The following is a 12,180-nucleotide window of genomic DNA, read 5'->3' on the forward strand; positions in this document are numbered from 1 at the left end:
CGCTTCAAGCGTCCATCCCCTGCCAGCGCGCAACATAGCCATACTCGCCCTCATCGCCGGAGCATGGAAAGCCGAGCTGCGTATCGAGCCAGTCTTGAATGAGTCGTTGCACCATGCCGAGCGAGAGCTCGCCAAAATTCTGCTCCATCCCCGGATGGGTCGATCGAGCGCTTGCACTGGCAGATGCACGACGAGGCAGACGATATGCGCGACGAGATCGACGCGCCAGCCCCGAGCAGCAGCATGTGCGGCCATGTGTAGTTGGCAAATTGTTACAATACCTGGGCGATTCGTTCTACTATTGCGGCACGAGCGTGTTGTTTGGCTCGAAGAGTTTCAGGGCGGCTTGAATTGCCGCCAAGCCCTAAGGCAAGCGGTGAAAATATGGAAGCCCGGGCATCTGACCTGTGCGCCTTGAAGACATACGTAAGTGACGCCGAGAGGAATTTTGCCTATATTGCATTGATAGATGGAGGCCGACATGCCGAGCATAGCGAACGAGAATAGTGAGCGTATGAGTTTGAGGGTGCCTGCCACGGCCAAGGCTAAGCTCCTGCGCGCCGCAGCATTTCGTAATACCGATCTGACGAATTTCGTAACCCAATCCGCACTGCGAGAAGCAGAAGCTATTATCGAGGAAGCGGAAACGATCAGAGTGTCAAAGCGCGATCATCTTCGCATTCTTGAGCTTCTGGAAAATCCGCCCAAACCCGACGCCAAGCTGCGCGCGGCAATCGCCGGTTTGCCTGACAGCCTATGACTTTACCTTCATGGCATGAGGAACCGATTGCCAAGTCTCACCGTCGGGGGGCGTTCGATTGCGGCGACGCGACAAAATCTGGCTTTCCGCGCGGGCAGGGCACACCGTTATGGGGTGGTAACGGTGCCAAGAACATTCGCATGGGCATAGAGGGTTCCTTGAAGCGGCTGAACACAGATTACATCGACATATGCTGGATGCATGTCTGGGACCGCACAACGCCTGCGGAAGAGGTTCTGCAAACCCTGACCGATGCCGTCAGGGCCGGAAAAATCCTGCATTACGGCTTTTCGAATACGCCCGCCTGGTACGTAGCAAAGGTCGCGACACTCGCCGAAGCGCATGGCCTGCCCAGGCCGATCGGCCTGCAATATGCTTATTCGCTGATAGACCGTGGCATCGAGTTGGATCTCATTCCGGCTGGAGCAGAATTTGGTTTGGGGATGGTGCCATGGAGCCCGCTAGCGGCTGGTCTGCTGACGGGAAAATACGGTCGCGACAAGATCAGTGATGCGGGCCGTGCGACAGGTCTGCCCGACAAGGCTGGATCTGTGACCGAAGGCGAAAGCGATGGGCGCCTCAATGGGGACAATCCTTTCGGCGGCATGCTGTTCACCGAGCACAATTTCGATGTCGTCGATGTCCTCAAGGCAGTAGCGTCGGAAATCGGCCGTTCACCGGCGGAGGTAGCCTTGGCCTGGGTGGAGAAACGCCCTGGTGTCTCTTCTGTACTAATCGGTGCGAGCCGGGTCGACCAACTCTCTCAGAACGTTGCGTCCCTCGACGTAATCCTGGACGATGCTCACTTGCTGCGGCTCGAACAGGCAACCGCGCTTCCGCTCCTTAATCCGTATTTTATCTTCAATCTGCCGAGCAAGAGCCTTTTTGGAGGGTATCAGGTCCGGAGTTGGCAAGCAGTTTGAGCCACGTGGATCGCCTCAGGGACTCGTCCGATTGAAGTTCCCTGAGGGGAGCTTATCGACTGGATTCATAGGCGTTTTGCGTGAGGATGACTGTATCTTGAAACCTCGTGGCACGAATGCCGCAGTTTCAACCCCGCAGCACATCGATCAACGCATCCGACAGGAAATCGGCGACACGCCGCACGCGCGCACTGCTGCGCACCTCTTCGCTCATCACCAGCCACACAGGCAGCGGCCGGAATTGCAGGCCTACATCTACTTGCTCGAGCTCACTGTACCGGCTTGCCAGCAAAACCTGCGCGATACCAATTCCGCCACCTGCGAGTAGTAAGTGCCAGCCCACCATCTGATCATCGGACCGAAGCACGAAGTCATCGCGTGCCAACTTCACCTCATATGCCGCCAAACCCCGGATCAACACATCGCTGCGATCAAGGCCGATGAGGTCGTGGCTGTGGAGGTCGGCCACCGAAGTTACGCGGCCACGGCGATCGAAATAGCCCTTTGCGCCAAAAAGGCCCATGGGTGTGTCGCCGAGTTTGCGAGCAATCAACGCGTTCTGTGTCGGCTCGGCCATGCGGATCGCGATGTCGGCGTCACGGCGAAGCAGGTTCTGGTTCGCGTCCGACGTAACGATCTCGATCTGGATATTGGGTTCCGCTTGCCGCAGAGTCGCGAGCAGCGCGGGCAGTATTAGATTTCCGACGATCACCGATGCCGTCACCCGCACCGTGCCGGACAATTGCTGTGAACGCCCTTGAGCCTTGAGGTTTAACGCCTCGGCCGCCGCTCCCATGGCGCGTGCATCTTCGATGAGGCCAAGAGCCGCCGCTGTCGGATCGAGGCCCTGCACGGAGCGGGTGAACAGGCTTATGCCGAGTTCGGCCTCCAGTTCACGAACATGTCGGCTCAGGGTAGGCTGGGTTGCCGCGATACTTTTTGCCGCCTTCGAAAGGGAGCCGCATTCGACGACGGCAAGGAAGGAGCGAACCAGGGTCCAGTCAAGGCTATTCATTTTTGGATCGATCCTATGCCAAAATGGGCAATTTCGGACCAAAAATAATACGGCTAGCTTGAAAGCGTCAACAAGAGATCGCCGCTGCCGACAGGCCGGCCAACCCAGGAACAAGGCCAACCACCATGAGCACTCTTTTCACACAGACACAGTTCATCGAGACAGAAGGCGGCCGCGTCGCATTTGAAGATACTGGGGGCAACGGTTCGATTATTCTGGCGATCCCCGGCATGGGCGATCTGCGCTCGGAATATCGCTACCTGAACCCAATGATGCAGCAAGCCGGCTACCGCGTCATCACCATGGATGCCCGCGGCTACGGGGAGACCACGGCGAAGTGGAGCGATTACTCAGCGCGTGCCGTCGGTCGTGACGCCGTGGCAGTGCTGAAGAAGCTTGGCGCCGGTTCAGCCACCATCTTAGGCAATTCCTTTGCCGCAGGCTCTGCCTTATGGGCGGCACAGGATGCACCCGAACAGGTAAACGGCGTCGTACTCCTTGGGCCGATCGTTCGCGATCTCGAAGTGTCTTTCGTCCAGAAGCTGGCCTTGGGCATTGGTTTTGCCGGACCTTGGCGCGTCGGGTTCTGGACCATGTATTGGGACAGCTTGTTTCCGACTAAAAAGCCTGCGGACCATATTGAGGTCAAGGCGGCGATCACGAGGAACCTGCGGGAGCCGGCACGGATGGACGCCCTCCGCGCGATGATCAATCTTTCCAAGGCAGATACCGCGGCGATCCTAGAGAAGACCAAAGTGCCGGCCCTGATCGTCATGGGTACCAAGGACCCCGATTTCAAAGATGCCGCCGCCGAAGCCCATACGCTGGCCAGAAAACTCAATGCTGAGACCATGATCGTCGAAGGTGCCGGACATTATCCCCACACGGAAATGGCCGAACAGGTGACGCCGCGCATCCTGTCCTTCGTTCGGTCGCTGGCTGGCAGTGGCTCAAAGGCCACCTTGCGAGTGGTTGCGTAGGCCACTTCGAGATCATGAACTAGAGCTGCGTTTCACCGTGGACCAGAAAATAAATCGCAATGCGAATCAAAGCGAGGAAGACTCGTAGGTTCCCTGAAATACGGTTCGGCAAGAAATCAAAGGTTTGGCGCTGGTTACATATGGTTCTATTGAACTCTGGACGGCTTGTTGAAACGGACGCTGCGATGAAAACAATCGGCATGCTGATTTTTGAAGGGGCCCAGTCCCTGGATGTTTCCGGACCGCTGGATGCCTTTGCCGAAGCCAATGCTTTTATCGAGCCTGATCAGCGCTACAAGATCATGACGATAGGCCCGTCGCATCGACATGTTACGGCGTCGAATGGTATGATCTTAGCCTCGAATCTCTACTATGAGCAGGCAGACAGTCCCCTCGATCTGTTTCTCGTCCCTGGTGGCCCATCCTTGCCCACCTCTGAGGCCCCGTCTGAAATTGTCGATTGCATTCAGCGCCTCGCACTGCTCAGCGATGTTTACGGCTCTGTGTGTACAGGTGCGTTCTTGCTGGGCGAGGCTGGGCTTCTTGATGGCCGAAAAGTCACGACGCACTGGCGGAATGCCAAGCAACTGGCTACCCGATATCCAGGTGCGGATGTTGACTATGACCGGATTTATCTGCGGGACGGTCCTTTGGTGACGTCGGCAGGGGTGACTGCGGGGATCGATCTGGGGTTGGCCTTGGTTCGCGAGGACCACGGACCGGCCATCTCTCTGGCCGTTGCCAAGCGGCTCGTCGTTGTTGCTCAGAGATTGGGAGGGCAGTCGCAGTTCAGCCCATACATCGAATTCTCCTTGGACGCCGGATCGCCAATTTCCGGGGTGGCCACTTATGTGATGGAACACCTCGGTCGGAACCTGTCTGTTGCCGACCTCGCAGCCGCATGTGGGATGAGCGAACGCAACTTTGCCAGGGCGTTCGGCGCAAGCACCGGCTCCACACCGGCCCAGTTCGTTGAAAGTGCGCGCATCGATGCGGCGCGCGCTATGTTGGAGGGAACCAGCAAGCCTCTGAAGCTGATTGCGCACGAATGCGGATTCGGCAATCCCAAGCGCATGCGGGAGGTGTTTGTGAAACGTCTCGGAATCCTAGCGACACAGTATCGGGATCAGTTTCTGATCAACTGACCTTGCCGGTCAGCTTTCCCATTTCGAGTTCAGGATGAGATCGACGAAGTTCTCACGCTTATAGGTCGGGTCCATGTAGGCCAACACGTCGGCTTTGACATTGCCGAATGTGGTCTCCGGCTTTCTGATCGTTCCCAGGCAGAAAGAGGACAGAATACCGTGCTTGAACTTCAGCCCTCGCGGATGGCATGTGCAGACCTCTTGTCGCTGTGCATCGGTGAAACTGTCATAGGCAATTCCGAGCACGTCCATTTCGACGCCGGCGGTCACGAGCGCGACCGTCGGGCGCTTATGCTGTGGAATCCCAGGGGTCGTGTGCAAGGCGATCGAGTCCCAAACGTCGTCGACGTCGCGTTCCGAGATGTCATAGGCCGAAAGAAAGTCGCGCGCGGCATTGGCACCGTCAACTTCGAAACGTTCCGTGTCGCTGGCATACCGATCCATGATGCCCATGTCATGGAACATGGCGCCGATGTAAAGAAGCTCGGCATCGTAGTTGAGCTGCTTGCGTTCTCCTGTCAGGGCGCCAAACAGGAAGACGCGGCTGGAGTGATGGAAGAGAAGATCCGTCTCGGTGTCACGGACCAGCTCTGCTGCCGCTTTCGCCATCGCGCTATCAGGGACCTTGATGCCAGCGACGACCTTCGTTTCGTTAGTCATTGGAAAACCTCATGATTTAAAGGTAAGCGGCACACCGGCGCCGATGCGGTCGATCACTCGCCGCAGGTCTCATCTTCCTCGTGTTTGCAGTATTCGATCAATTCGCTTCAGGGGCCAGATCCTGCCAACAAGGGGCGGAAATCTGCCATTGCGCTTCCCCGATCAAGCCTGGCCGGGGCCGCATCGTCGGTCGTGCCTTCACGCTTCGGTTTGTTCCTGCACGCAAAGACCTGGCGACACCGGAATCCTGGTCCTCTCCCAAGTCCACGCGCGCGGCCATCGAAGCCATGCCCGACGGTTGCATTGCGGTCGTCGACGCGATGGGCATCAAGGATGCCGGCATTTCGGCGACATTCTCTGCGCGCGTATGGCGAAACGGAACGTCGCCGCGCTAGTCACGGATGGCGTGGTGCGCGATCTTGACGGAGTGCTGGGGACAAACCTGCCGGTGTGGTGCTCTGGCGCGGCCGCTCCGTCCGTCGCCGGCTTGACATTCGTCGATTGGGACCAGCCCGTGGGCTGCGGTGGTGTTGCCGTATTCTCTAACGACGTCATCATCATCGACAACGATGGTGCTGTTGTCATCCCGGAAGCCATGATTGATGATATTCTCGAAGCCGCCACGGAGCAGGAGCGCCTGGAGGCTGGATCATGCAAGAAGTCAACAATGGCGCAGCGCTGTCCGGCCTGTACCCTGCCAACGCCGAAAACAAGGCGCGCTACGAAGAGTGGAAGAAGAACAACGCCTGATAAACGGTCGTAGAGACGCCTGGGGCCGCGCTCGGCTCTGGCGCTTCTGAAAACATCAGGAAACTCGCAGAATGGAAATCCTGCTTATCGGTGTAGCCGTCACCGCCCTTCTTTTACTTCGCTGTGTCGACGCAAGTTTGGTGAACTACCGACGCCGAAACTGGCGTCACGTCGAGGGCAGGTTCTAGCCACTCGATATGTTGCATGTGGTGAAAACGTCTATCCGACTGCTGTCGTCTCATATTTGCTCGCGAGTGGCGATTCCATAGAAAAGTTGGTGCGGCTCGCGGGCGTCGATCTCGGAGGTATCGAAGCAGGGAGCTCAAGAAAGAATGGGGGACGGTTCTGACACACACAGATGTGGGATATTTGACAAACTTTGCCAAAATCGAATATGATCCCTTCAAATGGAGGTTTCCGATGGCGACAATGAACGTATCTCTTCCAGACCCGATGAAGGATTGGGTGGAGGCGCAGGCCAGAACTGGGCGATATTCGAACGCTAGCGACTACGTACGCGACCTGATCAGACGCGACCAGACACGAAACGACAAGATTGCCGCCATGCAAAGTTTCGTCGAGGCCGGGCTCCAAAGTGGCGTTGGCATTCGATCAAAGGATGAACTCTTCGCTGAGGCGATGGCTCGTGCCAGCGAGTCATGAGTTTTAAGCTTTCTGTCGAGGCGGAAGAAGACATCATTGCGATCGCCGAGCAGGGTGCCCGTATGTTCGGAGTAGATCAAGCAAAACGCTACCACGATGAACTTTTCGTATTATTTGATCTGATAGCTGCTAACCCACGCATCGCACGCGAACGGAATGAGATCGAACCGCCCGTCAGAATTCATCCCTTCAAAGCACATCTCATCGTCTATCGGGTTGAAGAAGATGAGAAAATTTTCGTAGTGCGAATTCGCCACGGGCATGAAGATTGGGCAAGTATTTCAATGTAGCGCCACGGATGGAGCTGTGGGGTTTTGTGTGCCTTAGGTTCGAGTTGGTTCAAGGCGACTGACCTTCAACAGCAGGTGATGCAGCCGAATAGACCGCCGTGTTTTTCCGCGGCAGGCTGCGCCCTGATCAGGGGGCGAGGTCTGTCACGCGGATCCTGACTGGAGTCCCCTTGTAAGCCGGTGTCCCTGATTTCCTGTCGTAGTCGGCCAACGCAATGACCTTATTCATTTCCGGGTAATATCCGGCAACTGAACCCGGCGGGATATCATAAGCAACCGCAGTAAACCCGGCTACGGTTCTGCCACCAGTTTCCGAAATCGCTTCGATGTCGATAAGGTCGCCGTCGGCAAGACCGCGCATTTCAAGGTCCTTGCGGTTCATGAAGATCACATCGCGACGACCGAAGACGCCGCGGTACCGGTCGTCGAGGCCGTAGATGGTGGTGTTGTACTGGTCGTGGCTGCGCAATGTGGTCAGCACGAGAGCATCGGGATCGCGCAAGCGCGCATCCTCATCGAGCCCCGGCGCGACGAGAAATTCGGCCTTGCCGGATGGTGTATTCCACACCCGCTCCGATGCGGCCACAGTTAGGCGAAAGCCACCGGGCGTTTTCACGCGGGTGTTGAAATCATGAAAATCTGGAAAGACGATTTCGATCTTGTCGCGGATCAGGCCGTAGTCGCCGGCCATGTCGTCCCAATGGATGCCGTACCGGTCACCAAGCGTTGCTTTGGCCATGCCGGCAACGATCCAGGGTTCCGAGCGCAGATGGTCGCTTGGCGGCTTGAGGAACCCCCGCGACGCATGCACCATCGACATGGAATCCTCGACAGTGACGGACTGACGCCCCGACGCCTGAATGTCCAGATCCGTGCGGCCCAGCACCGGCAGAATGATCGACGTCTTTGCCAGGAGGAGATGTGAGCGATTGAGCTTCGTCGTAAGATGCACGGCCAGGTCGAGCTTGCGCATCCCGGCGAACGTCGCTTCAGGATCCGACATGGCGACGGCGAGATTACCGCCAAGGCAGACGAGGGCCTTTGACCTGCCGTCGATAATGGCTTCGATCGCCTCCACGGCATTGTGGCCCTTTTCCGAAGGTGGTCGAAAGCCAAAGGCTTTTTTCATGCCGTCGAGGAGGGCGGCATTTGGAATTTCCGTAATGCCAACCGTCCGGTCGCCCTGGACATTGGAGTGGCCGCGCAACGGGCATATACCTGCGCCCGCCCGGCCTATATTGCCGCGCAGCATCAGGAAATTGGCGAGTTGCTGTACGTTCGCAGTGCCATGGGCATGCTGGGTAATGCCCATGCCATAGCAGAGGATAACGTTCTTCGCCTTGAGATAAACATCGACGGCGCTGTCCAGCGCTTCAAACGACAGACCGGACTTTTCGATGATCTCAGGCCATTCGGTCTGCTCGACATCGGCTTTCAGCGCATCGAGGCCGGTCGTATGGGTGGCGATGAACTCGCGATCGAGCACGCCGGCTCTGCCGTCCGCGATCTCAACCGCGTCGCGCTCAAAGATACGCTTCATCAGGCCTTTGAGGGCGGCGAGATCGCCGCCGGTACGAACCTGGTGATAGGCGGACGCGATCGGCGTGGAGGAGAGGGTGGTCATCTCGATTGGGTTCTGCGGCGCTGCGAACCGCTCCAGTGCCCGCTCCTTGAGTGGATTGAAGACGACAATCGGCACGCCTCGGCGCGAAGCCTCGTGCAGCGTGGTCATCATGCGCGGATGGTTAGTGCCGGGATTGTGACCGAACGAGAAGATCGCGTCAGCATGATCGAAATCCTCCAGCGTCACCGTGCCTTTGCCAACGCCGATCGACAGCGGCAGGCCGACGCTGGTGGCCTCATGACACATGTTGGAACAGTCGGGGAAATTGTTGGTGCCGTAGGCGCGAACAAACAGCTGGAACAGGAATGCCGCCTCATTCGACGCGCGGCCGGAGGTATAGAACTCGGCCATGTCAGGGTCGGGCAAACTGTTCAGCCCGGCAGCGATGCGATTGAATGCGTCCTCCCATTCGATCGCGACATAGCGGTCACTGCCATGGTCGTAGATCAGCGGATGTGTCAGGCGGCCCTGGTCTTCAAGCTTGTGGTCGCTCCAGTCCCAGAGATCAGACACCGAATGCGAAGCAAAGAAATCGGGGCCGACGCGCTTGGCTGTCGATTCCCAGGTGATCGCCTTCGCGCCGTTCTCGCAGAATTCGAACGAACTTGTGTGCTTTGGATCGGGCCAGGCGCAGCCGGGACAGTCGAAACCCTCGGGCTGGTTGGCCTTCAACAGTGTCGCCGCGCCCTCGGCGATGATCTGTTGACGGGCCAGCGTTTTGGCAACGGCCTTCAGCGCGCCCCAGCCACCAGCTGGCGCTGTGTAACTCTCAATCCCATCCGGCCGCTTCTCGCTCATCGCAATTTCCCTTCATGATATTCGATAGGTCTAGCATCGAACGCATCGATGCGAACCTAGACCGATGTATAGGTCCGAGTAGACGTCCATTGGGTGTGCGTGCAACGCCGTTGGACATAGCTTGCTCACATCAATTGACGATGGAGCAGGATGATGGAAAAGACAGAACAGATGCAGGGCAGTGTGGCAAGCGCCACCCACAATGATACGATCGGACAAGTAGCGCTGCTGGCCATGGCCGTCGCGGGCGGCATTGCAGTCGCGAACATCTATTACAATCAGCCGATGCTCGGCCTTATGGAGGCGGAATTCAGTCAGCAACCGATCACTGGCATGGTTCCGACGGCGACGCAACTCGGCTATGCCTTGGGATTGTTCCTGCTGCTGCCGCTTGGTGACCTCGTCAATCGCCGTCGCATGATCATCGGTCAGTTCGTGGTTCTGGCGGCGGCGCTGGCGCTCGCGGCACTTGCGCCGACTGCCTGGATGCTGGTCGTAGCCTCGGTTATCGTCGGCGTGTGTTCCACTGTCGCCCAGCAGATTGTACCCTTCGCCGCGTCTCTGGCCGCGCCGGAAAAGCGCGGCGCCACGATCGGAACGGTCATGGCAGGCGTGCTGTCGGGTATATTATTCAGCCGCACCCTGTCGGGCTTTGTCGGCGAACATGCCGGTTGGCGGGAGATGTTCTGGATCGCGGTGCCGTTCGCGCTTGTCGCCGCAGGCCTGATGTTGGCGGTCTTGCCGCACCACCGGCCGACATCGACCCTACGCTATCATCAGGCGATCCGGTCGCTCGGCCAGCTGTGGCAGCGCCATCCGGCATTGCGAGCTGCAACGATCATTCAGGCATTTCTGTTTGCGTCGTTCACCGCCTTCTGGACCGTCCTGGCGCTCTATCTCGCGGGACCGAAGTACCAGCTCGGTGCGGACGTTGCGGGTCTGTTCGGTATCGTCGGTGCGGTCGGCATATTCGCAGCGCCGCTCGCAGGCCGGGTTGCCGATAAGCGGGGACCTCACTTCGTTGTCTGGCTGGGCGCCGCACTGACGATCGTCGCCTGGCTGATCTTCGGCGTCTGGGCATCGATCGCTTCCTTGGTTGCAGGCGTTATCGTGCTCGACTTCGGCATACAAAGTGCGTTGATTTCCAACCAGCACATCATCTATGCGCTCGATGCCGATGCGCGCAGCCGGCTCAATACGGTGTTCATGACCGGTATGTTTCTCGGTGGGGCGGCAGGCTCCGCCCTGGCGACATTGGCTTGGGGCGAGGGCGGCTGGCTCTCCGTCAGCTTGCTTGGCGCGGCACTCGGCATCGCAGCCTTCTCCGTTAAAATCTTTCATCATCGCCGGCATTCGCCAACGGTTATGGGACACTGAGGTGGGGACCATGAAACAGCTTCGCATCAGAATCGTCGGCGGCTCGCTCGCCGGTCTCTTTGCCGGCATCATGTTACAGCAGGCCGGCCACGATGTTCGCATCTACGAGCGATCGAAGAACGGTCTTGCCGGCCGGGGAGCGGGCCTGGTCGGCCAGTCCGACCTTCTACATATCCTCCGGCTGATCGGCTGCGAGCATGTCGCGCGTGTCGGTGTGCTCGCCAAGGAACGCATCTATCTCAATAAGGATGGCAGCGTCGCCCAGACCGTCAACATGCCCCAGATGCAAATCTCATGGGACGTCCTTTTCGCAACGGTGGCCTCGCGTATCGCATCGGGGAGTTACCTGTTGGGGAGGGATGTCATCGACGTGTTGGATGGTGACAGTGGCGCCGAATTGGTCTTCGGCGATGGGTCGCGGGAGACAGCCGATCTTGTCATCGGCGCCGATGGTCTCGGCTCGGTGGTGCGGAAGGGCGCCAACCCGGAGGACTTCCAGAACGGATATTCCGGCTATGTCGCATGGCGCGGGCTGATCCCGGAAGCCAGTCTGCCCTTGAGCGCCGCTCTGCTTCTCGATCGGTTTTCATTTTATGTTCGGCCGAGCGTTCATATTCTCGGCTATCTGGTGCCGGGCTCGAAGGGCGAGATGAATATCGAGAGCAGGCGCTACAACTGGGTCTGGTATCGCAAGGTGCAGCCAAGCGAACTTGCCGGCACGTTCACCGATCTCTTTAAGCGGATGCATACGTTTTCGCTGCCGCGTGGCGGTCTGTCGGGCGACCGTCTGGAAGCCTTGCGTGCCGATGCGAGACAAATACTCCCGCCCCAATTTGCGCTGGCGGTTGAAGCGGAGCCGAGCCCGTCGATCCAAGGTATTTTCGACTACGAGGCACCCCGTATGATCGGTCGTTCAATCGTCTTGATCGGTGACGCCGCCTTCGTCGCGCGGCCGCACACCGCAATGGGCGTGTCGAAAGCAGCCGGCGATGTCATGGCGTTGAGTAACTGCCTGGCGTCCGCGGTTGACCTTGCTGCCGCCCTGCAGCGGTTCGAGGCTGATCGCAGCGTCGTCGGGCGGGAAATCGTTGCTTACGGTCGGCAGCTTGGTGCATCGGCAATTTGAGCGCCGACCGATTGTCTATCACGTTAGAGAATGACATTTAAACCCGTTGGCATCCGCCAGCGGGTCGTT

Annotated in this window: 12 protein-coding genes and 1 pseudogene; 9 read left to right on the forward strand and 4 right to left on the reverse strand. The window is 58.4% G+C overall.

Annotation, left to right across the window (positions count from 1 at the left end; all coding sequences use genetic code 11):
• Positions 1-4: 4 nt before the first annotated feature.
• The gene (locus AC1DIJ_RS14280; protein WP_162706053.1) at positions 5-148 is read right to left on the reverse strand and encodes a hypothetical protein; all 144 of its coding nucleotides are present in this window, start codon (positions 146-148) and stop codon (positions 5-7) included.
• 333 nt (positions 149-481) lie between these two features.
• On the opposite strand from AC1DIJ_RS14280, the gene AC1DIJ_RS14285 reads away from it, so the two are divergent.
• Complete coding sequence (locus AC1DIJ_RS14285) at positions 482-760, forward strand: type II toxin-antitoxin system TacA family antitoxin (protein WP_477831438.1); 279 nt, start codon at positions 482-484, stop codon at positions 758-760.
• Positions 757-1,683 (forward strand): aldo/keto reductase, encoded by a 927-nt coding sequence (locus AC1DIJ_RS14290; protein ID WP_112389486.1) that lies wholly within the window; start codon positions 757-759, stop codon positions 1,681-1,683. The genes AC1DIJ_RS14285 and AC1DIJ_RS14290 overlap by 4 nt, the downstream gene beginning before the upstream one ends.
• A gap of 127 nt (positions 1,684-1,810) precedes the next feature.
• On the opposite strand, the gene AC1DIJ_RS14295 is transcribed toward AC1DIJ_RS14290, so the two are convergent.
• A complete protein-coding gene (locus AC1DIJ_RS14295; RefSeq protein ID WP_112389485.1) occupies positions 1,811-2,698 on the reverse strand; it encodes a LysR family transcriptional regulator in 888 nt (295 codons plus the stop codon).
• 125 nt (positions 2,699-2,823) lie between these two features.
• On the opposite strand from AC1DIJ_RS14295, the gene AC1DIJ_RS14300 reads away from it, so the two are divergent.
• Together AC1DIJ_RS14300 and AC1DIJ_RS14305 are read left to right on the forward strand one after the other, a co-directional pair.
• Entirely contained in the window at positions 2,824-3,678 is an 855-nt protein-coding gene (locus tag AC1DIJ_RS14300; protein ID WP_112389484.1) for an alpha/beta fold hydrolase, read from the forward strand.
• A gap of 185 nt (positions 3,679-3,863) precedes the next feature.
• Positions 3,864-4,823 (forward strand): DJ-1/PfpI family protein, encoded by a 960-nt coding sequence (locus AC1DIJ_RS14305; protein WP_112389549.1) that lies wholly within the window; start codon positions 3,864-3,866, stop codon positions 4,821-4,823.
• A gap of 9 nt (positions 4,824-4,832) precedes the next feature.
• Here the strand turns inward: AC1DIJ_RS14305 and AC1DIJ_RS14310 are convergent, their stop codons facing one another.
• Complete coding sequence (locus AC1DIJ_RS14310; RefSeq protein ID WP_477831439.1) at positions 4,833-5,483, reverse strand: HD domain-containing protein; 651 nt, start codon at positions 5,481-5,483, stop codon at positions 4,833-4,835.
• A 152-nt stretch (positions 5,484-5,635) separates the two neighbouring features.
• On the opposite strand from AC1DIJ_RS14310, the pseudogene AC1DIJ_RS14315 reads away from it, so the two are divergent.
• From AC1DIJ_RS14315 to AC1DIJ_RS14325, 3 genes and pseudogenes are all read left to right on the forward strand, one after another.
• A pseudogene (locus tag AC1DIJ_RS14315) lies at positions 5,636-6,233 on the forward strand (ribonuclease activity regulator RraA); the annotation flags it as partial.
• 420 nt (positions 6,234-6,653) lie between these two features.
• Positions 6,654-6,896, forward strand: a complete 243-nt coding sequence (locus tag AC1DIJ_RS14320) for a type II toxin-antitoxin system ParD family antitoxin (RefSeq protein ID WP_112389482.1) — start codon at positions 6,654-6,656, stop codon at positions 6,894-6,896.
• Complete coding sequence (locus tag AC1DIJ_RS14325; protein ID WP_112389481.1) at positions 6,893-7,186, forward strand: type II toxin-antitoxin system RelE/ParE family toxin; 294 nt, start codon at positions 6,893-6,895, stop codon at positions 7,184-7,186. The genes AC1DIJ_RS14320 and AC1DIJ_RS14325 overlap by 4 nt, the downstream gene beginning before the upstream one ends.
• Positions 7,187-7,313: 127 nt before the next feature.
• On the opposite strand, the gene AC1DIJ_RS14330 is transcribed toward AC1DIJ_RS14325, so the two are convergent.
• Complete coding sequence (locus AC1DIJ_RS14330; RefSeq protein WP_112389480.1) at positions 7,314-9,608, reverse strand: FdhF/YdeP family oxidoreductase; 2,295 nt, start codon at positions 9,606-9,608, stop codon at positions 7,314-7,316.
• A 153-nt stretch (positions 9,609-9,761) separates the two neighbouring features.
• Here AC1DIJ_RS14330 and AC1DIJ_RS14335 point away from each other — a divergent pair, with 153 nt between their 5' ends.
• Together AC1DIJ_RS14335 and AC1DIJ_RS14340 are read left to right on the forward strand one after the other, a co-directional pair.
• Positions 9,762-10,985: an MFS transporter gene (locus AC1DIJ_RS14335; protein ID WP_112389479.1), complete on the forward strand. Its 1,224-nt coding sequence runs from the start codon at positions 9,762-9,764 to the stop codon at positions 10,983-10,985.
• A 10-nt stretch (positions 10,986-10,995) separates the two neighbouring features.
• The gene (locus AC1DIJ_RS14340) at positions 10,996-12,111 is read left to right on the forward strand and encodes an FAD binding domain-containing protein (RefSeq protein WP_112389478.1); all 1,116 of its coding nucleotides are present in this window, start codon (positions 10,996-10,998) and stop codon (positions 12,109-12,111) included.
• Positions 12,112-12,180: the final 69 nt, after the last annotated feature.

The sequence above is a fragment of the Rhizobium sp. 10N427 genome (assembly GCF_056394605.1).